This is a genomic window from Rahnella sp. JUb53 (genome assembly GCF_004346065.1).
Taxonomy (GTDB): domain Bacteria; phylum Pseudomonadota; class Gammaproteobacteria; order Enterobacterales; family Enterobacteriaceae; genus Rahnella; species Rahnella variigena.
Genome location: NZ_SLYT01000006.1, coordinates 94,532 through 117,739, shown reverse-complemented (window position 1 = coordinate 117,739; position 23,208 = coordinate 94,532). Strand labels below are relative to the sequence as shown.

The following is a 23,208-nucleotide window of genomic DNA, read 5'->3' as shown; positions in this document are numbered from 1 at the left end:
AAAAAACCAACAATAAATCCTCAAAACAATTACAAGCAGGTTTCATATGACAGCGGAAAATATCGTTGAACAGGCGCTGGCCTGGTTCGATCAGGGTGAATATAAACGAACTCTGGCACGCAGGGTCGCTATTGCGACTGAAAGCCAGAGTATTCAGCGCGACGCAGAACTGGCGCGCTATCTCGATGAAGAGATCAAACCGGCACTTTCCGCGATGGGTTTCAGCCTGCTCAGCGTGGAAAATCCTCATGCCTCACACCGTCCTTTTCTGATTGCCACGCGCATTGAAGACAGCAACCTGCCAACCGTACTGAGTTACGGCCATGGTGATGTGGTGTTTGGCGACGATGAAAACTGGCGGCAGGATTTATCGCCGTGGGAGCTTAAAGAGGACGGTGACCGCTGGTACGGACGCGGCAGTGCCGACAATAAAGGCCAGCACAGCGTCAACATTGCCGCGCTGGAGCAGATTTTCAAAGCCCGCGGCGGCCGCCTGGGATTCAACTGCAAACTGCTGTTTGAAATGGGCGAAGAAATCAGCTCTCCGGGGCTGGCTGAACTTTGCCGTGATTATCATGAAGAACTGAGCGCCGATATTTTTCTGGCCTCGGACGGTCCGCGTCTGAGCGCAGAACGCCCGACATTATTCCTCGGCTCACGGGGCGCGGTGAATTTCCGTCTGACGATTAACGCACGCGACAATGCCTATCACTCCGGAAACTGGGGCGGTCTGCTCACCAATCCGGGTACGCAGCTGGCGAATGCGCTGGCATCGCTGGTGAATCAGCACGGTCAGCTGCAGGTTGCGGCACTGAAACCACCGGCGGTCAGCGAGGCTATCCGTGAGATCCTCAGTGATGTCGATGTGGGTGGTGGTGCCAGCGATCCGCAAACTGACCCGAACTGGGGCGAAGCGGGTTTGACGCCAACCGAGCGTTTGTACGCGTGGAATACGCTGGAAGTGCTGTCGTTCCTGACCGGTAATCCGCAGCGCCCGATGAACGCTATTCCGGGCAATGCTACAGCAGTTTGTCAGCTGCGGTTTGTGGTCGGCACCGACTGGCAGAATCTGGCAGAGCACGTGCGCGCACATCTGGATGCTCACGGTTTCCCGCAGGTCGATGTGGAATTTGTACGCGGCTCACCGGCGACACGATTTGATCCGACCGACCCGCTGGTCGGCTGGGCGCTGGATATCATGCAGCTGACAACCGGCAAAAAACCGGCACTGCTGCCAAATCTGGGCGGTTCGCTGCCTAATGATGTCTTTGCCGACATTCTCGGTTTGCCGACGCTTTGGGTTCCGCACTCTTATCCGGCCTGCGGCCAGCATGGCGTTAACGAACATATGCTGATTTCCGTGGCCCGCGAGGGGCTGGCTATCATGACTCATCTTTTGTGGGATCTCGGTGAGCGCGGTCCCCGCCTGCTGGAACAGCATCTTGCCCACGCCGGAGGTGCAAAATGAGCCAGTTAAGCGCCACATCTCAACACGCAGGCTCAACGGCAGAAAAGCCCAGCCTGATGAAAACTTTGTTCGCGACCTGTATCGGTAACGCACTGGAATGGTTTGATATCGCTATTTACGGCTTTTTCGCCAGCTATATCGCCCATGCGTATTTCCCGACGTCAGACCCGACCGTCTCCCTGCTGCTGGCATTTGGCAGTTTCGGCGTTTCATTTTTGATCCGCCCTCTGGGTGCCATTGTTCTGGGCGCTTACGCCGATAAACACGGTCGCAAAGCCTCGTTGCTGATGTCCATCAGCCTGATGATGATCGGCGGGCTGATTATCGTTATCACGCCTTCTTACGCCACTATCGGCATGGCGGCACCGCTGCTGATACTGGCCGCCAGGCTGATTCAGGGGTTTTCCGCAGGCGGGGAATTCGGCAGTTCGACGGCGTTTCTGGTCGAACATTTTCCGGAGCGTAAAGCGTTTATCGCCAGCTGGCAGTTCGCCACGCAGGGTGCCAGCACGCTGCTGGCCTCGGCTTTCGGGCTGGGGTTATCCGCCGTCCTGAGCGAAACGCAGTTACAGGACTGGGGATGGCGTATTCCGTTTATTTTCGGTCTGCTGATCGGCCCGGTCGGGTTGTATATCCGCCGCCATATCAAAGAATCGGAAAGCTTCAGTAAAGCCGAAAAGACGGCCTCTCCGCTGAAAGAAATCGTCCGTTCACAGAAAGGTCTGTTCTTTACAGCCATCGGCCTGATGGTGGTGTCTACCGCCATCAACTACATGCTGAACTATGTTCCAACATACGCGACCAAAACGCTGCATCTGCCTGCTTCCGCCGGATTCAGCGCCACGCTGGCCGCCGGAATTATTCTGACGGTAGTCACGCCGTTTATGGGGCTGTGGGCAGAGAAAATTGGTCGTCTGCCGCTGATGTGGGGCTCATTGATTCTGTTGCTGCTGACCATTTATCCGGCGTTCTGGCTGATGCTGCAATACACGTCGGCGATGTCATTGCTGCTGCTTATTAGCTGGCTGGCACTGCTGAAATCGGTGTATTTCTCTACCGTGCCTTCGATGATGGCGGATTTGTTCCCGATAACCACCCGCGCCAGCGGCATGGCGATCAGCTACAACGTTGCGGTGACTGTTTTCGGTGGTTTTGCACCGTTCATCTGTACGCTGCTGATCTCCGCCACCGGCAGCAGTCTGGCACCGGGTTACTATCTGATGGTTGTCGCCCTGCTCAGCGTCTGGTCACTGTTTAAAGCACAAAAAACTCAGCGCTGATTTCGCCTCAGCAGCACTCAGCGGCGGGAGATCCTGTTGCTGAGTGTTACTTTTTTCACGTCGCTTAATCACTGACCGTGGCCTATAGTCTTAGCCAGAAAGGTGTACACCTTCTGTTTTCCCCTATTAAAAACAAGGAGTTCCGGATGCTCACCCTATGGGGCCGCGAAAATTCAAGCAATGTCAAAAAAGTACTGTGGCTGCTCGATGAACTGAATATGACCTTTCAGCACATCAATGCCGGCGGCGTGTATGGCAAAAACAATGAACCGCTTTATCTGTCGCTAAACCCGAACGGGCTGGTGCCTTGTCTGCAGGACGACGATTTCGTGTTGTGGGAATCCAATGCCATTCTGCGCTATCTGGCAGAACGTTCCGGCGAAGAAGCTTTCTGGCCGGACAATCTGCAACAACGGGCAGCAGCGGATAAATGGCTGGACTGGTGCAGTAACTCGCTGACCGTACCGTTTCGTCAGGTGTTCCTGACGCTGGTGCGCACGCCGGAAGCAGAACGCGATATGTCGGTGGTCGCGGCGGGTATGGCGGCATTTGAAAAATACTGGGCGATTGCCGACGCCGTGCTGGCGAAGCAAAAATGGTTCTCCGGTGAGCAGTTCGGCATCGGGGATATTCCGGTTGCCTGCTACGCCGATACCTGGTTCCGTCTTGATATTGAACGTCAGGCGCATCCGAATCTGGAACGCTGGTATCAGCAACTTCAGCAGCGTCCGGCTTTCTGTAAGCGCGTGATGTTGCCCCTGAGCTGACCGGTCTTCGCGTCGGTTAATCCTGGCTTCAATTTAACCTGCAACAGGCGGTCATTTCTCACCGCCTGTTGCTTTAAATAACTTCAGTTTTGTGGCGCAACTTTCAGCAACTTACCGTCGCTCTCATCCGTCAGCACATACACAAACCCGTCGCTGCCGACCTGCACCTCACGGATACGCTCTTTACGATCGCTGAGCAGCCGTTCCTCATGAGTGACTTTATCGCCGTCAAGCGTCAGGCGGATCAGTGATTCACCCGCCAGCGCCCCGACAAAAAGCGAGTTTTTCCACTGCGGGAATGTCTGCGCGTTATAGAACGCCATTCCGCTCAGCGCAGGCGACACCTCCCAGTAGTAAATCGGATCTTCCGCGCCCGCCAGCGTCGTCCCTTTCGCTTCAGGGATCGGCTGACCGGAATAGTTAATCCCAAACGTCGCCAGCGGCCAGCCGTAGTTTTTCCCCGGCTGCGGTAAATTCACTTCATCGCCACCGCGCGGCCCGTGTTCGGTTTCCCACAGCGCTCCGCTCCACGGATTGATGGCCAGCCCCTGCGGATTGCGGTTGCCGTACGTCCAGATTTCAGGCTTCGCATTCTTGTCGTGCACAAACGGATTGTCCTGCGGTATGCCACCTTCCGGCGTGAGGCGCAAAATCTTGCCCTGTAGCTGATTCAGATGCTGGGCATTAATGCGCTGATTGTTATCGCCGGTGGACAGATAAATATTGCCCTTATCATCAAACGCCATGCGACCGCCAAGATTGATACCGCTTTGCAGGGCCGGTTGCTGAATGAAGATCACTTTAAAATTACTCAGCGTTTTATTATCCGCCGACAATGTGCCGTAGCCGAGCGCAGCATGAGGTTCGCCCTTTTCACCCGGCTGCGAGAAAGTCAGATACACCCGACGATTGCTGGCAAAATCCGGCGATAAACGCACATCCCACAAACCGGCCTGTCCGCTGCCCCAGACGCGTGGCACGCCCTTCAGCGGCGAAGAAAGCCCGCCGTCCGGCTTCCATAAACGAAGCTGTCCGCTACGTTCGGTGATCAGCGCCCCCTGATTATCCGGCAAAAAAGCCAGCGACCAGGGATGATCTAAGCCATTCGCCAGTTCCGTCACTTGTGCGCCCGCTGCGGGTGGCGGAACCGGTGACTTCGTCGCGGCACCGGCGTGAGCGGATATCAGGAAAAGGGTAAAAACAGGCAATAATGTGTCGCGGAAAGAAAAGGACATAAGGCTTCTCCCGGAGGCATTGTTAAGAATGAAATTCAGAGGTGAAGTTTCAGTTTAGGCCATGTGACTGATTTTGCTGTGCGACGGTTCGTTCCCTATAACCAACAGGAATAACGCCTGGCCGAAATATAATAACAACAAGGCATTCCCTCTTTCTTAACATACCGGTAAACTGCCCCGGCAGAATAGACGTCTGGACAGACAGACTTCTGTACATCCTCAGTTAAAAATGACACCAGAAAAACCGCGTCCGACGGACCTCTTTAATAATAAGAGCAATATAATGAGAACAGTATAATGAGAAAAATATCCGCATCCCTGCTGGCATTGAGCCTGTTTTCAGCTGTACCCGCCTTCGCTGCAGGTGAAACGCCAGCGCCCGTTCCGGCGACCATTGCCCAGCACAACGGCCCTGTCCGCATCGCGGTTATCCGTAATCTCGGCTCCGACGACAACACCACCCAGTTTCTGGCCGGTGCCATCAAACAAGGCCGTGCGCTTGGGTTTAAAGTCGATACCTTCCTGAGCAACGGCGATGACGCCAAATTCCAGGATTTCGTCAATCAGGCCATTAGCCAGAAATACGACGGCATCATCCTTTCGCAAGGTCGCGGACCTTACTCTGAAGCGCTGGTGAAACGCATCGCCGCTGCCGGTATTGCGGTGTCTGCCTTTGATACCGAAGTGCCGGAGAATATTCCAGGCGTCACGGTGACTCGTCAGGACGATGCTTCGCTGGCAAAAGCGTCTGTGGGCCAGCTGGTGAAAGATTTCAACGGTAAAGCCAATATCGTCAAATTGTGGGTAGCCGGTTTCCCGCCAATGGAACGTCGCCAGAAAACTTACGAAGCCATTCTGAAAGAGAATCCGGGTATTCATCAGTTGGAGTCTATCGGCGCGGTGTCATCTGACGTTCAGGGCGATACGGCGAACAAAGTCGGCGCGATACTGGCGAAATACCCGAAAGGTCAGATTGATGCGATCTGGGGTGCATGGGATGCCTTCAGCCAGGGCGCATATAAGGCCCTGAAAGAGAATGGCCGTACTGAAATCAAACTCTACAGCATCGACGTGTCGAATCAGGATCTTCAGCTGATGCGCGAAAAAGGCAGCCCATGGCAGATGACCGCCGCTGTCGATACTCAGCTGATCGGCGCCGTGAACCTGCGTATCGTGGCCCTGAAAATTGCCGGTGAGAAAACGCCTGCCACTTACGAATTCCCGGCACAAACCATTCCTCAATCCCTGCTGCTCAGCCAGCCGGAGGGCATCAACGTGACCGGCCTGAGTAAAATCATTCCGGGCTGGGGAAAATCTGAAGATTTCACTGCGCCGTGGTTTGCGACGCTGGAAGCAAAATACAAAAAGTAACCGCCTCAGACCTCCCGGAAACGGGAGGTTTTACTTCGCTGTTCAGTACTTCGCCCGTTTGTTCCGCTCAACTTTTCCCCGTTTGCCCCGCGCGATCACAGAAATAAAGAAACATAATTTCAGAAACAAAAATCTCAATAGCCTCAACGCCTTGTAAACGTTAAAACTCCTACTCTCCCATTTCATACGGACATTGAAGCAATGAGTACTGAGATCCTTTCGGTCAAGGAAAAGATTGGATATGGATTAGGCGATGCGGCCAGTCACATAATTTTCGATAACGTCATGCTTTACATGATGTTCTTTTATACCGATATCTTCGGCATTCCGGCCGGTTATGTCGGTACCATGTTCCTGCTCGCCCGCGCGCTGGACGCAATTTCTGATCCCTGCATGGGATTACTGGCCGACCGCACCCGCACCCGCTGGGGGAAATTCCGTCCTTACGTACTGTTCGGTGCTATCCCGTTCGGTATCGTCTGCGTCTTTACCTACACCACGCCTGAGCTCAGCATGACCGGCAAAATGATTTACGCCGCCATCACTTATACGCTGCTGACGCTGATGTATACCGTGGTGAATATCCCTTATTGTGCGCTGGGTGGCGTGATCACCTCTGACCCGACACAGCGTATTTCGTTGCAATCGTACCGCTTCGTGCTGGCCACCGCCGGCGGGATGCTGAGTACGGTGCTGATGATGCCGCTGGTGAATTACATCGGTGGTGAAGATAAAGCACTCGGCTATCAGGGCGGGATCGCGGTACTGGCAATTGTCGCTGCCGTCATGCTGGCGATCTGTTTCGCGACCACCAAAGAGCGTGTCGACCCGGGCAAACCGACCGGCACCATGCGCGAAGATTTGCGTGATATCTGGCACAACGATCAGTGGCGCATTGTCGGCCTGCTGACCATCCTCAATATTATGGCGGTCGCGGTTCGCGGTGGCGCCATGATGTATTACGTCACTTATATTCTCGGCAATCCGGTGCTGTTCGCCTGGTTCCTCGGCGTGTATTCGGTCGGCAACCTGTTCGGTAGCGCACTGGCTAAACCGCTGACTGACTGGAAATGCAAAGTCAGCGTGTTCTGGTGGACCAACGCCATTCTGGCGGTACTGAGCATCGGCATGTTCTTCCTGCCGGTGAACGGCAGCGTGCTGATGTTTATCTTCATCTTCGTCATCGGTGTTCTGCACCAGCTCGTGACGCCAATCCAGTGGGTCATGATGTCCGACACCGTCGATTACGGCGAATGGAACGACGGCAAGCGTCTGACCGGTATCAGTTTCGCCGGCACCCTGTTTGTACTGAAACTCGGTCTGGCACTGGCCGGCGCGATGATTGGATGGATGCTGGCAGGTTCCGGTTATCAGTCCGGTGCCACGACTCAAAATGCGGCCACCCTGACAAGCATTATCGCGTTATTCACTCTGGTTCCGGCAGTCTGCTATCTGCTGAGCGCCATCATCTGCAAACGCTATTACATTCTGCGCACCCCGCTGCTGCGCCGCATTCTCGATGAAGTGGCTCAGGGCATCCGCCGTAATCAGCAAGAATTTATGAAATGAATTTGTTTTTGAAAAACTGAAATTGATTTAACTGAACATGCCCAAAATCATTCGTGCTGAATCAAGGCGGCAACTGAGTAAATCCCCGGGAGCATACACAGGTATGTGACCGGGGTTGGCGAAGGCAGCCAACGCAGAGTCAGCGCGAAGGATGAAGGGCTAAAGGAGGAATTCATTATGAAAATCAGTGACGGTAACTGGTTGATCCAGGACGGTCTCACACTCACACACCCGCTACAGGTGTTTGAGGTACAGCGCTCAGGCAACGACATGGTGGTTTACGCCGCGCCGAAAGATGCGTCAGAGCGTGCCAGCCAGCTGGATTCACCGCTGTTCACGCTGCGATTTTTCTCGCCGCAAACCGGTGTTATTGGTGTGCGCATTACCCACTTTGACGGCGAAACCGATAAAGGCCCGCACTATCCGCTGCTGCAATCCGACACACCGGAATTGCGATTTGAAGATAACGAGGAATTCGCTGCTTTGCACAGCGGTGACCTCTGTGTGCGTGTGACCAAAGGCAATAACTGGACGCTGGATTTCCTGCGCAATGGTCGCCGGATAACCGGCAGCGTCGCCAAATCTAATGGCTACGTGCAGGACGCGAACTCGCAGAAAACCTACATGATGGAGCGTCTGGATCTCGGCGTCGGCGAAACGGTCTACGGTCTCGGTGAGCGTTTCACCGCACTGGTTAAAAACGGTCAGACTGTCGAAACCTGGAACCGCGATGGCGGTACCAGCACGGAGCAATCCTACAAAAACATTCCGTTCTATCTCACCAACCGCGGCTATGGCGTGCTGGTGAATCATCCAGAATGTGTATCTTTTGAAGTGGGCTCGGAGAAAGTCTCAAAAGTGCAGTTCAGCGTGGAAGGCGAGTATCTGGAATATTTCGTCATTGATGGCCCGACGCCGAAAAAAGTGCTCGACCGCTATACCCGTCTGACCGGCCGCCCTGCGCTGCCGCCTGCCTGGTCATTTGGTCTGTGGCTGACGACCTCTTTCACCACTAATTACGATGAAGCCACGGTGAACAGCTTTATCGATGGTATGGCGGAACGCCAGCTGCCGTTGCACGTTTTCCACTTCGACTGCTTCTGGATGAAAGCCTTCCAGTGGTGTGATTTCGAGTGGGATCCTCAAACCTTCCCGGATCCGCAGGGCATGTTGCAACGCCTGAAAGCGCGCGGTCTGAAAATCTGTGTGTGGATCAACCCGTATATTGGTCAGAAATCACCGCTGTTCCATGAAGGCAAAGAAAAAGGTTATCTGCTAAAACGTCCGGACGGTCGCGTGTGGCAATGGGACAAATGGCAGGCCGGAATGGGCATTGTGGATTTCACTAATCCACAGGCCTGCGAATGGTATGCAGGACATCTGAAACGTCTGGTGGATATGGGTGTGGACTGTTTCAAAACCGATTTCGGCGAGCGCATCCCGACCGACGTGGTCTGGCATGATGGCTGCAACCCGCAGAAAATGCACAACCATTACGCGTTCGTATACAACAAACTGGTGTACGAAACATTGCAGGACAAACTCGGCGAATCGGAAGCCGTGCTGTTCGCCCGTTCAGCATCGGTCGGTGCTCAGCAATTCCCGGTTCACTGGGGCGGTGACTGTTACGCTACCTACGAATCAATGGCGGAAAGCCTGCGCGGTGGGTTATCTATCGGATTGTCTGGCTTCGGTTTCTGGAGCCACGATATCGGTGGATTCGAAAATACCGCACCGGCGCACATTTACAAACGCTGGTGCGCTTTCGGCCTGCTATCAAGTCACAGCCGTCTGCATGGCAGCAAATCCTATCGTGTGCCGTGGGTCTATGACGATGAAGCCTGTGATGTCGTGCGCCAGTTCACGCAACTTAAATGCCGCCTGATGCCGTATCTGTATCCTGCGTCTTCACAGGCAGCCAGCCACGGAACGCCAGTCATGCGCGCCATGATGCTGGAATTCCCGGAAGATCCGGCCTGCGATTATCTCGACCGCCAGTATATGTTGGGCGATGATTTGCTGGTTGCGCCGGTCTTCAGCGAAGAAGGCGACGTCGATTTCTATCTGCCGCAGGGTCGCTGGACGCATCTTCTGAATAACGAAGTCGCAGAAGGTTCACGCTGGCATCGTCAGCAGCATGGCTTCGACAGCCTGCCGCTGTATGTCCGCCCGAACACGTTGCTTGCACTCGGCAGTAACGACCAGAAACCGGATTACGATTACAGTCAGCAAACCGAATTCCATTTATTTGAACTGGAAGACGGTGCGGTAGCGGAAAGTGCTATCACGGATCTGAACGGGAAGAAGATCTTCAGCCTCAGCGCAGCGCGCAACGGCAACACCATTACCCTGACCTGTGAAGGTGACGCGCCTGGCTGGACAATTTGTCTGCGCAATATCGCGCAGATAAGCGGTTTCAGTCAGGGTACCTCGGCCACTCAGGTGCAGGGCGTCGTCCTGACCCCGGTGACGGGCTGCAAAAAGTACGTTATTACGTTATAAAATTTATCATTAACCAGCCCCGCTACCTCCACAGGTAGCGGGTTTTTTATTCCCGTCAATTTCAGCATCACTCATTTGTACTCATCGTTATAAAACACATCATCGTTTTATTATTTCATCTGATTTTACGTGCGTGTCTGCCACATAATGAAAATAATAAGTTCACCCCTTTATTACTCAGGAGTTTTCTCTTTATTTTTAAACATGACACCACCGTCAGATATATTATCTGCGCCTTTCAAAGGATACCTCTATGAAGCTTATTATTTACTTTTCTTTGCTGCTGGCCTGTTGCGCAGGAATATCGCTACCGTCCGTTCAGGCTGCTGACGGACAGGCTAACGTGGTGTGTAGTTTCAGTCATATGAAACCGGATGACGCCATATTAATGCCCGGAATGCCAGGCATGGCAATGTCCCATGATTTTGTGGGTAACCGCTCCACCGATGCCTTCTCTACGGCAGAAAGCCTTCTCCTGCATTCTGGTACAACCTGTAATAACGCGGCGGACAGCACCGGTTATTGGGCGCCGACCATGATGTTACCTGATGGTCAGGTGGTGAACCCGTCCTACATCAAAATTTATTATCAGGCAAATAACGTTGCACAGTACCCTATCACCGCTTATCCGCACGGTTTGCAGTTACTGGCGGGTGATCACCGGGGCTCGGGGCCGAATCCTCAGGTTAATTTCTTATGTGCAAATGGTAATGGTTATACCCACACTGCCGACCAGACCTGCGGCCTGCGCTCCGCTGGCGATGCCGTGCAGTTCAATATTGCCGTGATGTTTCCTAACTGCTGGGATGGTGTCAACCTGAAAGCCAAGGGCACAAAAAATGCCGTCTACAGCGACAATTCAGGGAAATGTCCGGCCGACCATCCGGTCAAAATTGCCTCAGTGAATATGAACATTGCGTATGTTCTTCCTCAGATCCAATCGCTGGATGTCAGTAAAATCAAGTTATCACTGGATCCTCAGATGATTGACGGTCATCTGACACCACTTTGGGGCAGTATTTACACCGCACATGGTGATTTCATGAATGGGTGGACAGAAGATGCAACCAAATTCATGGCTGACCGTTGCATGAATTATTCTATGGAGTGCTCGACGAATATCCCTTACAGCTATACCGATGCAGAAGCTGATACCTATGTCAGCAATCAAACCGATGCCGAAAATAATTATGGCAGCGTCCCGACATTATTAGTGCAGGATGACTGGAGAAACTCCAGCCGCGATTATCATAAACAAATGCTGGCATTAATTAAATTCAAAATTCCCGCTTTACCGCCAAATGTGGATGATTACCCCGGCGTAAGCTTTAAATATAAAATCCGCATCTATAATGGAAATATTTCTGATACCAGTGCCTTTACTATTTTCTTCTACCCAACCACACCTGATGGCTGGGATGAAAATACAGTGAACTGGAATAACAAACCGTCATTCAAATATACTGCGGATGCCAGTTTGTATATGGATAACGTTCAGCAATTCCGCTATGTCGATGTCGATAAAGCCGTGCGAGCAGCTATTGCTGCAGGGCAAACCGAAGTGGCGTATTACATAGGCGGCGAACGGACCGGCCGCACCATCAGTGTCGAAGCAAAAGAAAGCGGTAAGCCGCCGGTTCTGATGCTTGCCGGTTATCAAAAGGTCGTCGAACCTTAAAAAGCGGAAGGTCTGCCTTGCCCCGTTGCCCTCACAACGGGGCTTTTTTTATGTGGTTTCTAAACGTCCTGATAGACACTTTCGCCGTGAATACTCCGGTATTCTTTCGGCGTCATTTCGTAGCCTTTTTTGAATACCGAATAGAAATATTGCAGCGACGGATAGCCGCACATCTGCGAGATCTCATTAATTGAAATCGACGTCGCCGCCAGCAGATTGCGCGCCCGGTCGAGTTTCTCTTCGTGGATCACACCGTGGATTGTTTGCCCGGTTTCATCTTTAAAGCGTTTTTCCAGGTTCGAACGCGACATCCCGATGGCATCAAGAACCTGCTCTACCTTAATCCCTTTACAGGCGTGATAACGGATATAGTGCATGGCCTGGATAACCGCCGGATCGCGCAAAGAACGGAAATCAGTTGAACGGCGCTCAACCACTTTCACCGGTGGCACCAGAATGCGCTGTAAGGGTAAATCGCGCTGATCCAGCAACTGATGCAGGAGTTTTGCCGCCCGGTATCCCATCTGCCGCGTCCCCTGTACCACCGAAGACAACGCCACACGCGACAAATACCGCGTCAGTTCTTCGTTATCAATGCCGATGACACTGAGCTTTTCCGGCACCGGAATATTCAGATGCTCACAGACTTGCAACAGATGCCGTGCCCGGGCATCGGTGACGGCAATAATGCCGGTTTGCTGCGGCAAGGTCTGGATCCAGTCGGCCAGCCGGTTTTGCGCGTGCTGCCAGTTTTCCGGCGCGGTTTCCATCCCCTGATACACCACACCCTGATATTGCTCGGCCGATACCAGTTTTTTGAAGGCATGCTCGCGCTCCTGTGCCCAGCGTTTCCCGCCCGCATCAGGTAAACCATAAAATGCGAAGCGGTTGATACCTTTCTCTTTGAGGTGCATAAAGGCCGCTTCAACCAGCGCGTAGTTGTCGGTGGCAATGTAATGCACTGGCGGATAATCGTCTTCCTGATGATAAGAACCTCCGACGCCGACGATGGGAACGTTGAGATCCTTAAGCAACGTCTCGATTTCCCTGTCGTCAAAATCGGCAATGACACCGTCGCCGAGCCAGTCTTTAATATTATCTATACGGCAGCGGAAATCCTCTTCAATGAAGATATCCCAGTCGCTTTGTGAGGCCTGTAAATATTCACCCACACCTTCTACTACCTGACGGTCGTAGACTTTGTTAGCGTTAAATAACAGAGTGATCCGATAACGTTTCTCAAACATGCCTGTCTCTCACCGGTTTCTAATAGACTAAGCCTCATTCATTGCGCTAACTGAATGAGGCTGATTGCGTTGGTCAATAGCACAGCGCAATGGCTTAGGTTGATTTGGCATAGTGATTATGTGAGGTTCCTCAGGTTTTCCTGCATTGCCTCGTATAATCACCGCCACAGCGGTGGATTTATGCGCGTCTCTTGGTGGCCGAATCCATCCAGACCGCCAGCAGCAGGATCGCGCCTTTGACGATGTACTGCCAGAACGTTGGCACGTCCAGCATACTCATGCCGTTATCCAGCGATGCCATGATGAAAGCGCCCATTACGGCACCCGCAACACTCCCCACCCCGCCCGCCAGGCTGGTTCCGCCAATAACGCAGGCGGCAATGGCATCCAGTTCGGCAATATTACCCGCCGATGGCGAACCCGCGCCCAAACGTGAACTGAGGATCAGACCGGCGATAGCGACCATCAGTCCGTTTATCGCAAATACCGCCAGCTTGCTGCGCTCAACGTTCACGCCGGATAACCGCGCCGCTTCGATGTTGCCACCAATGGCATAAATACGACGACCAAATGAGGTGCGGGACGCCATAAACATGCCGCCCAGCATCAGAGCGACCAGAATCAGCACCGGCGTCGGCACCCCGCGATAGTCGTTGAGCAGATATATCGCACCCAGCGCAATGATGGCCGTCAGTGCCTGACGGGTGACATCGTTTTTAGCCGCGCTCACCGGCAACCCGAGAGCTGCACGCTGTTTACGCCGGTGCCATTGCCAGCCGATAAACAGCGCCAGCGCCACTGCACCGATACCAAAACCTAAGGTATCCGGCAGGTAGCTTTGACCAATCAGCGACATCGCAGGCGTCGTCGGTGACACCGTGGTGCCGCTGGTGATACCAATCAGAATGCCGCGAAACGCCAGCATCCCTGCCAGCGTGACGATAAATGACGGCACCTTGCGGTACGCCACCCACCAGCCGTTCCATGCGCCAAGCAACAATCCAAGCGCCAGCGTCACCACGATGGTCAGTGGCAACGGCCAGCCGAGCCAGACGTCAAAAATTGCCGCCACGCCGCCGAGTAAACCCATCATCGAGCCGACGGACAGGTCGATTTCCGCAGAAATAATCACGAACACCATGCCGACGGCCAGAATGCCGGTAATGGCGGTCTGGCGCAGCAAATTAGAAACGTTACGCGCGCTGATATACGCGCCGTCGGTGGTCACGCTGAAAAACACGATAATCACCGCAATCGCCGCCAGCATGACAAAAACCTGCAGGTTGATACTTTTCAGTTTTTTGACCGATAGCACGGCCTCTGAACCGCTCTCGTTGACGGCGGCGGAAGGGGCCCCTGGCTGGGGAAATTTAGACATAAGCTTCACTCCTCAATGCGGCTTCCATGACCTGCTCCTGACTTAAATTGTTATTTTCCAGGCAGGCTTTCACCTGCCCGAGATGCATCACCACGACGCGGTCACTCAGTCCAAGCACTTCGGGTAACTCTGATGAGATAACGATGATTGCCATTCCCTGTGCCGCGAGCTGGCCGATCAGTTTGTAGATTTCATGTTTTGCACCCACATCGATTCCGCGCGTAGGTTCATCAAGAATTAAGATTTTTGGTTTAAGCAGCAGACAACGCGCCAGAATGGCCTTTTGTTGATTGCCGCCGCTGAGCCTTCCGATTGCCAGCTCGGGAGAAGATGTTTTGATTTTTAGTTGTTTCACCGATTCGCTGATGGTGTGCTGTTCCTGCGCTTCACGCAGAACGCCGCCACCGCTGAACTGGCTCAGCGCTGCCAGCGTGATATTGCTGCCCACCGCCATCACCGGCACGATGCCGTCGCGTTTGCGGTCTTCGGGCACCATCGCCAGGCCACGGCGCATGGCATCACGGCAATCGGTAATTTGCACTTTATGGCCTTCCAGCCACACATCTCCTGACCAGCGCCCCGGATAAACACCGAAAAGGCACTCCATCATTTCTGTTCTGCCTGCACCGACCAGCCCTGCGACGCCCAGCACTTCGCCCTGACGCAGTGTAAAACCGGCGTTATCCACCCGCTTTATGTGGCGATTCACCGGATGCCACGCAGTGAGGTTTTCAATGCGCAAAATTTCATTACCAATCTGCCGCTCACGCGGGGGGAATAACTCAGTGAGTTCGCGGCCCACCATCATAGCGATGATGTCTTTTTCCGACGTGCCGGTCGCATTGCAGGTGGCGATATGACGTCCATCACGGATGACGCAAAGTTTGTCGGAGATAGCTTTCACTTCGTTCAGTTTGTGAGAAATATAAATGCAGGCGATATCGTGATGGCGCAAATCGCGGATAATATCGAGCAAAATCGCGGTTTCACTTTCAGTGAGAGACGCCGTGGGTTCGTCAAGCACCAGCAAACGCACCTGCTTGTTGAGGGCTTTAGCAATTTCAACCAGCTGCCGCTGTCCTAATCCCAGTTCGCCCACCAGCGTATGCGGATCGATATCGAGTTTGACCTGCGCCAGCATACGCTGACAGCGCAGATACATTTTATCGGTATCGAGCATGCCAAAGCTGCCCCACTCATTGCCCAAAAACATGTTTTCCAGCACGCTCAGTTGTTTTACCAGCGCCAGCTCCTGATGAATTATCGCAATCCCTTTTTGTTCGGTATCACGAATACCTTTTGCAGTAAGTCGTTCACCTGAAAAATAAATTTCCCCCTCAAAAGTTCCGTGCGGATAAATTGCGCACAACACTTTCATTAATGTCGATTTTCCGGACCCGTTCTCGCCGCACAGGGATAACACTTCGCCTGCGGCCAGCGTCAGGCTAATATTATCAACCGCTTTTACCGCACCAAATTTCTTGGTGATATTTCGCATATCCAGCAGGGGTAATTTTTCATATTGATCTGGCATGTTTACCTCCAGCAAAAACAACACGTCAAAAAGAAGTGTTGTTTTCGTAGAAAAATATTGAAAAATTAGAGATCTGATTTCTTATGGAAACCGTCAGCCACCACGGTGCTATCAATATTATTTTTATCCACCTGAATCGGTGTTAATAAATACGAAGGCACTTCTTTTTTACCGTTATTTAATGTCGCATTAGATTTTGGCGTTTCACCTTTGCCTAACTGCACGGCAATTTCGGCAGCATCATTGGCCAGTTTGGTGATTGGTTTGTAAACCGTCATGGTCTGCGTACCCGCTTCGATACGTTTGATCGCCGCAAGATCAGCATCCTGACCGGAGATCGCGACTTTACCCGCCAGACCCTGTGCAGATAACGCCTGCACGGCGCCACCGGCGGTCGCATCGTTGGAGGCGACGACGGCATCGATTTTGTTGTTATTGGCGGTCAGCGCGTTTTCCATAATCTTCAGAGCATTTTCAGGCAACCAGCCATCAGCCCATTGATCGCCCACCACTTTTATCTTGCCGTCTTTGATTAACGGATTGAGCACTTTCATCTGACCGGCGCGGAAAAGCTTGGCGTTGTTATCCACCGGCGAGCCACCCATCAGGAAATAATTGCCTTGGGGTACGCGTTCAACCAGACTTTGTGCCTGAAGTTCACCCACCTTTTCATTATCAAAAGAGATATAAAAATCAATGTCGGCGTTGTTAATCATGCGGTCATACGCCAGCACTTTTATGCCTTCCTGTTTGGCTTCGGCAATAACATTACTCAGCACTTGTCCGTTATAAGGAATGATCACCAGCACATCGACGCCACGGTTGATCATATTTTCAATCTGCGCCATTTGGGTTTCTTCATTACCATTCGCAGACTGAACAAAAACATCGGCACCGAGCGTTTTGGCTTTAGCCACAAAAATATCACGGTCTTTTTGCCAGCGTTCTAAACGTAAGTCATCAATAGCCATACCAATTTTAATTTCTTTCGCCAACCCTGACTGGCTGAAAAGCACTAATGCGGCACAGGCAGAAAGAATTATTTTATTCATTTTCATCATGTCAGACCTTTTATAAGAATAAGTAGAGGCAGATACAGAAGAGTTCGTACAGCAATGACACAAGGATTGTTGTCGCTGGGTAATTAATCGGCAATTGCAGATTTTAATCACTGCATTACGATTTTTTGTTTATTTCAGGAATTATGATGGGGATCATGGTTTGCCTGTAATACGCGCACGATAAGACTTTTTATTATCGAGACATCGTGGAAGTTTAATAAAAATCATGAAGAAAACTGCTTATTTATGCGATCTACCGCACACTTAATAATTCTATTAAATTGAGTGTGAAATAACGTAATTGTGGGATTTAACATCTCCTCCGAAGATAGAGCTTCAGCTACCCAGTCCCGCTGGGCCCGTTTTCAAGGAGTTTTCAATGCACGCATATTTCGACAAGCTTGACGCCGTCCGCTACGAAGGTGCTAACAGCACTAATCCGCTGGCATTCCGTCATTACAATCCTGAAGAAGTCATCCTCGGCAAAACGATGGCTGAGCATCTGCGTTTCGCCGCCTGCTACTGGCACACATTCTGCTGGAACGGCAATGATATGTTCGGCGTGGGCGCATTTGATCGTCCGTGGCAACAACCCGGCGATGCGCTGGAGCTGGCGAAACGTAAAGCAGATGTGGCGTTCGAATTCTTCCAGAAACTCAATGTGCCTTACTACTGCTTCCACGATGTTGATGTCTCGCCGGAAGGCGCGACGATTAAAGAATACATCAATAATTTTGCCGTGATGACCGATGTTCTGGCGCAAAAACAGGAAGCCAGCGGCGTTAAACTGCTGTGGGGCACCGCGAACTGCTTTACCAATCCACGTTACGGCGCGGGTGCGGCAACCAATCCAAATCCTGAAATTTATACCTGGGCAGCGACGCAGGTTGTTCATGCGATGAACGCCACTAAACAGCTCGGCGGTGAAAACTATGTGTTGTGGGGTGGCCGCGAAGGTTATGAAACGCTGCTCAATACCGACCTGCGTCAGGAACGTGAACAACTGGGTCGCTTCATGCAAATGGTGGTTGAGCACAAACACAAAATTGGTTTCCAGGGCACCCTGCTGATTGAGCCAAAACCGCAGGAACCGACCAAGCATCAGTATGATTATGACGTGGCGTCCGTTTACGGGTTCCTTAAACAGTTTGGTCTGGAAAAAGAGATCAAAGTAAATATCGAGGCGAACCACGCGACGCTGGCAGGTCACTCATTCCATCATGAAATTGCCAACGCCATTGCCCTTGGGATCTTTGGTTCCGTCGATGCTAACCGCGGTGACCCGCAGTGCGGCTGGGACACTGACCAGTTCCCGAACAGCGTGGAAGAAAATGCGCTGGTGATGTATGAAATCATCAAAGCCGGCGGTTTCACCACCGGTGGTCTGAACTTCGACTCTAAGGTGCGTCGTCAGAGCACCGACAAATATGATCTGTTCTACGGCCATATTGGTGGCATGGATACCATGGCGCTGGCGTTGAAAGTGGCGGCACGTATGATTGAAAGCCGTGAACTGGATAAACACGTTGCACAGCGTTACGCAGGCTGGAATACAGAACTGGGTCAGCAGATCCTGCAAGGCAAAATGTCTCTGGAATCGCTGAGCAACTACGCGCAACAAAACGCGCTGGCACCTCAGCACCAGAGCGGCCAGCAGGAACGTCTGGAGAATCTGGTTAACCGTTATCTGTTTGGTTAATCTTGTAAAATAAGCTGACGCCCTGCCCGCTTTGTGCGGTATCGCAGGGCGTAAATCTTTCTGGAAACGGGTTAACAGATAAGGGAAAAATATGTATCTCGGAATAGATCTCGGCACGTCTGGCGTCAAAGCCATTTTGCTTAGCGAAGAAGGTCGGGTGGTCGCCAACCACAGTGAGGCGTTAACCCTTTCCCGTCCCCATCCTTTGTGGTCTGAGCAAAATCCTGCCGACTGGTGGACTGCAACAGACCGCGCGGTGTCTGCATTATCTAAGCAACATGTCCTGCAAAGCGTAAAAGCGGTCGGCCTGACGGGTCAGATGCATGGCGCCACGGTTCTTGATGCAAAGCATCAGGTTCTGCGTCCGGCAATTTTATGGAACGATGGCCGCAGTTTTAGCCAGTGCGGGAAACTGGAAGCAGAACTCCCGGACTCCCGCCAGATAACCGGCAACCTGATGATGCCCGGCTTTACGGCGCCCAAACTGCTCTGGCTGCGCGAAAACGAACCCGAGTTGTTCGCGAAAATAGACAAAGTATTGCTGCCCAAAGATTATCTTCGCTGGCTGATGACCGGCGTTTTTGCTTCAGATATGTCTGACGCCGCAGGCACGATGTGGCTCGACGTAGCGAAACGCGACTGGAGCGACAAAATGCTTAGTGCAACCGGCCTGACGCGTAAACACATGCCGGAGCTTTTCGAAGGCAATCAGATTACCGGTCAGTTACTGCCGGAACTCGCCTCCCGCTGGGGAATGGATTGTGTGCCAGTCATCGCCGGTGGCGGCGATAATGCTGCTGGCGCGGTGGGTGTCGGGTTATACAAAACGGGTCAGGCGATGCTTTCTCTTGGCACGTCCGGCGTGTATTTCGCAGTCAGCGACGGATTTCTGAGTAATCCGCAACAGGCGGTACACAGTTTCTGCCACGCGCTGCCGGACACCTGGCATCTGATGTCGGTTATGCTCAGTGCCGCATCCTGTCTGGACTGGGCCGCGAATCTGACCGGCACCGCTTCAGTGGGTGAACTGATCAATCTGGCTCAGAAAACTCAACCGGCGGACTCTCCGGTCTGGTTCCTGCCGTATCTGTCCGGTGAACGCACGCCGCACAATAATCCGAATGCCAGGGGAACGTTGTTTGGCCTGACCCATCAGCACGGCCCTGCCGATATTGCCCGCGCGGTGCTCGAAGGTGTGGGATTCGCCCTGGCAGACGGAATGGACGTGTTGCACGCAACCGGTCTGAAACCGCACAGCATCACGCTGATTGGCGGCGGTGCCCGAAGCCCTTACTGGCGGCAAATGCTGGCGGATATCAGCGGTAAGACGCTGGAATACCGCACCGGCGGCGATGTCGGTCCGGCATTGGGCGCAGCGCGTCTGGCGCAAATTGCGATGAATGCGGGTAAACCGCTGGAACAGTTCCTGCCGGAGCTGGCACTTGAGCAAGTGCATGAACCAGACAGTGTTAAGCACACGGCATATGCGGAGCGGAGGAAAGTCTTCAGGGAGTTATATGTGAGGCTTGAAGGGTTGATGTAATGGCGGATTGGCCATCAGGGCAATGTCAATGAAGACCTGCTCGAGAAGATTTCGGTTTCTCAAGTGCTGCGGTCACCTGACGCACAGTGCCGAAACCGACCAGAGGGGAAAGGCTTTTCCCCTCTGAACTCCCCTCGCTTTTTCAAACACGTGATCCGCGCGCTGGCTATGTTTCAGGTATCGCAGCGACAGGCTGGAAATCTTGCCGCGTTGCGGTGCCTTCTCTCGGTCCTGGAGCCTCTGGTCTCCAGGCCGCTCCGCTCAGCAAGATTTCTGAATCGCCCGCGCGATCTTAAAGTCAAAACCAATCCGCTTTTCATATCAAAATCAGTAAGGTTGCGAAGTAGAAGCCTGAGGCCGGTTCCAAAATACCGCCGGAGGGAGAGGTGGAAAACCGCGTGGCTTTTTACGCGGGTTGTAACCCGAACGAAGGGAACCGCGCAGCGGCGGGGTTTTGCGGCTATCACTGCGGCTGATGAAACATAGTCAGCGAGCGAAGCGCGCAGTGAAAGAGCCCGGGGGGTCTTGGGGGGTGGCGGCGATAGGCCGCCCCCCAAGTCGGTGTGGGCCGACGCCCACGGTTTTGAAGTTGCAGTTGCAGTTGCAGTTGCAGTTGCAGTTGCAGTTGCAGTTGCAGTTGCAGTTAGAAATTACAGGTCAAGGGTAAATCCCCTTGAAAGTTGTCTTCTTCCTCGGCTCCGACATAATCCCCTCCAGCGCTTCAACGCATTTCAGATAATGGGGGGTTTTCTTGTGCGCCAGCACAGCATCATTATCCTGATAGGCTTCGTAGATAAAGAAACGCGTCGGTACATTTTCGTCCTGCAACACATCAAACCTCAGGTTTCCCGGTTCTTTCACCGCACCTGAATGATTGGCGTGAAACACTTCCAGAAACTCATCCACCTTTTCCGGCTGAACATTAATTTCGACCAGTGTCACTTCCATGATTCACCCCTTTTCACTCAGGAACAGTTCGTATGCGTGCGCCACGCTGGCGTTTTCATGCACCACCGCTTTCACGGCTTTCAGCATGGCGATTGGCGATTCTGACTGGAAAATGTTACGCCCCATATCCACACCGGATGCGCCCTGGTCTATAGCTTTGAAACACATTTCCAGCGCCTCGCGTTCTGGCAGTTTTTTACCGCCTGCAATTACAATCGGCACAGGACAGCCCGTCGCGACGCGTTCGAAACCTTCATCGACGTAATAGGTTTTAATAATGTTCGCGCCCATTTCAGCCGCAATACGGGTTGCCAGCGAGAAGTAACGCTGATCACGCGCCATGTCTTTGCCGACGCCGGTCACCGCCATGGTCGGCATGCCGTAGCGCATCCCCTGATCGACTAACTGAATGATATTTTTAATCGACTGATGCTCATATTCACTGCCGATATACACCTGCGCCGCCATTGCTGCGACGTTCAGGCGCAGCGCGTCCTCTATCGCTACGGCTACGGTTTCATTGGAAAGCTCAGTCAGAATCGAGTTACCGCCGGAAGCGCGCATTACCACTGGCTTATTGACCGCCGCCGGAACCACACTGCGCAGCACGCCACGGGTACACATCAGTACATCGGTATGCGCAAACAGCGGTGCAATATTGATATCGATACGCTCAAGGCCAGTGGTCGGGCCCTGAAAATAGCCGTGGTCGAACGCCAGCATCACTGTACGCCCGGACTCCGGATTGAAAATACGCGCCAGCCGCGACTGCATTCCCCAGTCCATCTGACCGCTGCCTTTGAGGAAAAACGCATGATTATCCTGCGGCGTGCCGATGCCGAAGTTCTTGCCGTCTCTGATATCGTCCAGATCTGCCATGTTTATTTCTCCTTAATCGTCAGAAGTCATATTTGCCGATGTTGTCCTTGGTGAAGACCACGCGTTCCGGCAGTAAGACGATGCCGTTGCCTTTGGCCTCATACTGGTAGCCCTGCACGCTGTTCGGCACGACTTCTACCGATCCGACGTTTGGCACATCCAGTTTGTCACCTACGTTGAGTTCGCCTTTTTTCAGTAACTGATCGGCGACGTAAACCGAAATCTTGCCCTGACTGACCACGTCCCACAGGCCGAACTGTTTCACCGTCCCGCGCTCAACATACGGGCGCATGACGTTTGGCGTACTGAAGCCGACAATGGTCACATTGGTACGTTTGAGGTTTTCCGCCGCCTGTGCGGCCGCCGGTAATGCATTGGCGTCTGGTGCAATAATCGCGTCGAGATCACCGTAGGATTTCAAAATCCCTTCGGCGGTTTGCAGTGATTTGGTGGCGTCGTTATAGCCGTATTGCGTGGTCACGATTTCCCAGCCCGGATGCTCTTTGGCAATTTTGGCTTTCGCCTCTTTTACCCACTGGTTCTGGTCGGTCACCGTCGGGCTGGAGTAGAAAAACGCCACTTTGGCTTTTTCTTTCTTCACCTGGCTGGACGTCATGTCCACCAGCATCGAGCCGAGCTGTTGCGGTGTGCCCTGATTGATGTAAATCGAGCGACATTCTGGTTTGGTGTCAGAATCCCAGGTCAGCACTTTCACGCCGCGTTGCATAGCGCGTTTAAGTGCCGGACACAGGCCATCCGGTGATACCGCCGCGACTACGATCGCGTTGTATCCCTGATTGACGAAGTTGTTGATCATTTGGACCTGACCGGAAACACTCGGTTCGGTCGGGCCGTCATACGTGACGTCCACACCCAGTTCTTTCCCCGCCGCCGTCGCGCCATTGCCGCCGCTGGTGAAATAGCCGACGCCCACCAGTTTTGGGATAAACGCGATACGTTCTGCCGCCTGCGCACTCACGCAGGCGAGGCTTACGGCGCTGGCAATCAGTAAGGTTTTCATTGTGTTGGCTTTCATCATTAACCCCGGC

Annotated in this window: 17 protein-coding genes; 9 read left to right on the top strand and 8 right to left on the bottom strand. The window is 53.0% G+C overall.

Annotated elements, in window-relative coordinates:
• Window positions 1–46 precede the first annotated feature (46 nt).
• The 3 genes from EC840_RS15460 to EC840_RS15450 all read left to right on the top strand — a co-directional run bounded on the left by EC840_RS15460 (window position 47) and on the right by EC840_RS15450 (window position 3,515).
• A complete protein-coding gene (locus EC840_RS15460) occupies window positions 47–1,468 on the top strand; it encodes a M20 family metallopeptidase (protein ID WP_132966010.1) in 1,422 nt (473 codons plus the stop codon).
• A complete protein-coding gene (locus tag EC840_RS15455; protein ID WP_120163057.1) occupies window positions 1,465–2,748 on the top strand; it encodes an MFS transporter in 1,284 nt (427 codons plus the stop codon). Before EC840_RS15460 ends, EC840_RS15455 begins: the two co-directional genes overlap by 4 nt.
• 146 nt (window positions 2,749–2,894) lie before the next feature.
• Window positions 2,895–3,515, top strand: coding sequence for a glutathione S-transferase family protein (locus tag EC840_RS15450; protein ID WP_132966008.1), 621 nt, complete (start codon window positions 2,895–2,897; stop codon window positions 3,513–3,515).
• Between the two features lie 83 nt (window positions 3,516–3,598).
• On the opposite strand, the gene EC840_RS15445 is transcribed toward EC840_RS15450, so the two are convergent.
• Window positions 3,599–4,750 carry a PQQ-dependent sugar dehydrogenase gene (locus EC840_RS15445; protein WP_132966006.1) on the bottom strand — a complete coding sequence of 384 codons (1,152 nt, stop codon included), beginning with the start codon at window positions 4,748–4,750 and terminating at the stop codon, window positions 3,599–3,601.
• Window positions 4,751–5,047: 297 nt separating this feature from the next.
• Here EC840_RS15445 and EC840_RS15440 point away from each other — a divergent pair, with 297 nt between their 5' ends.
• From EC840_RS15440 to EC840_RS15425, 4 genes are all read left to right on the top strand, one after another.
• On the top strand, window positions 5,048–6,121 hold the full coding sequence (locus tag EC840_RS15440; protein WP_132966004.1) for a sugar ABC transporter substrate-binding protein: 1,074 nt from the start codon (window positions 5,048–5,050) through the stop codon (window positions 6,119–6,121).
• A gap of 201 nt (window positions 6,122–6,322) precedes the next feature.
• Complete coding sequence (locus tag EC840_RS15435) at window positions 6,323–7,690, top strand: glycoside-pentoside-hexuronide family transporter (protein ID WP_132966002.1); 1,368 nt, start codon at window positions 6,323–6,325, stop codon at window positions 7,688–7,690.
• Between the two features lie 177 nt (window positions 7,691–7,867).
• The gene (gene yicI / locus EC840_RS15430) at window positions 7,868–10,192 is read left to right on the top strand and encodes an alpha-xylosidase (RefSeq protein ID WP_132966000.1); all 2,325 of its coding nucleotides are present in this window, start codon (window positions 7,868–7,870) and stop codon (window positions 10,190–10,192) included.
• A gap of 253 nt (window positions 10,193–10,445) precedes the next feature.
• The gene (locus EC840_RS15425; protein ID WP_132965998.1) at window positions 10,446–11,870 is read left to right on the top strand and encodes a DUF1996 domain-containing protein; all 1,425 of its coding nucleotides are present in this window, start codon (window positions 10,446–10,448) and stop codon (window positions 11,868–11,870) included.
• 59 nt (window positions 11,871–11,929) lie between these two features.
• Here the strand turns inward: EC840_RS15425 and xylR are convergent, their stop codons facing one another.
• The 4 genes from xylR to xylF all read right to left on the bottom strand — a co-directional run bounded on the left by xylR (window position 11,930) and on the right by xylF (window position 17,087).
• The gene (xylR, locus tag EC840_RS15420; protein ID WP_112289398.1) at window positions 11,930–13,117 is read right to left on the bottom strand and encodes a D-xylose utilization transcriptional activator XylR; all 1,188 of its coding nucleotides are present in this window, start codon (window positions 13,115–13,117) and stop codon (window positions 11,930–11,932) included.
• Window positions 13,118–13,295: 178 nt separating this feature from the next.
• Window positions 13,296–14,495 (bottom strand): xylose ABC transporter permease XylH, encoded by a 1,200-nt coding sequence (xylH, locus tag EC840_RS15415; RefSeq protein ID WP_132965997.1) that lies wholly within the window; start codon window positions 14,493–14,495, stop codon window positions 13,296–13,298.
• Complete coding sequence (locus tag EC840_RS15410) at window positions 14,488–16,029, bottom strand: xylose ABC transporter ATP-binding protein (RefSeq protein WP_132965995.1); 1,542 nt, start codon at window positions 16,027–16,029, stop codon at window positions 14,488–14,490. The genes xylH and EC840_RS15410 overlap by 8 nt, the downstream gene beginning before the upstream one ends.
• 65 nt (window positions 16,030–16,094) lie before the next feature.
• Entirely contained in the window at window positions 16,095–17,087 is a 993-nt protein-coding gene (gene xylF / locus EC840_RS15405; RefSeq protein WP_120161446.1) for a D-xylose ABC transporter substrate-binding protein, read from the bottom strand.
• A gap of 382 nt (window positions 17,088–17,469) precedes the next feature.
• Here xylF and xylA point away from each other — a divergent pair, with 382 nt between their 5' ends.
• Both xylA and xylB read left to right on the top strand, forming a co-directional pair.
• A complete protein-coding gene (gene xylA, locus EC840_RS15400; protein WP_129639859.1) occupies window positions 17,470–18,789 on the top strand; it encodes a xylose isomerase in 1,320 nt (439 codons plus the stop codon).
• 91 nt (window positions 18,790–18,880) lie between these two features.
• Window positions 18,881–20,332: a xylulokinase gene (gene xylB, locus EC840_RS15395; RefSeq protein ID WP_132965993.1), complete on the top strand. Its 1,452-nt coding sequence runs from the start codon at window positions 18,881–18,883 to the stop codon at window positions 20,330–20,332.
• Between the two features lie 657 nt (window positions 20,333–20,989).
• Here the strand turns inward: xylB and lsrG are convergent.
• The 3 genes from lsrG to lsrB are packed head-to-tail and all read right to left on the bottom strand — an operon-like array spanning window position 20,990 to window position 23,195.
• Complete coding sequence (gene lsrG, locus EC840_RS15385; RefSeq protein ID WP_112288394.1) at window positions 20,990–21,280, bottom strand: (4S)-4-hydroxy-5-phosphonooxypentane-2,3-dione isomerase; 291 nt, start codon at window positions 21,278–21,280, stop codon at window positions 20,990–20,992.
• Window positions 21,281–21,283: 3 nt separating this feature from the next.
• Complete coding sequence (gene lsrF / locus EC840_RS15380) at window positions 21,284–22,159, bottom strand: 3-hydroxy-5-phosphonooxypentane-2,4-dione thiolase (protein WP_132965991.1); 876 nt, start codon at window positions 22,157–22,159, stop codon at window positions 21,284–21,286.
• 19 nt (window positions 22,160–22,178) lie between these two features.
• Entirely contained in the window at window positions 22,179–23,195 is a 1,017-nt protein-coding gene (gene lsrB / locus EC840_RS15375; RefSeq protein ID WP_112288396.1) for an autoinducer 2 ABC transporter substrate-binding protein LsrB, read from the bottom strand.
• Between the last annotated feature and the right edge of the window lie 13 nt (window positions 23,196–23,208).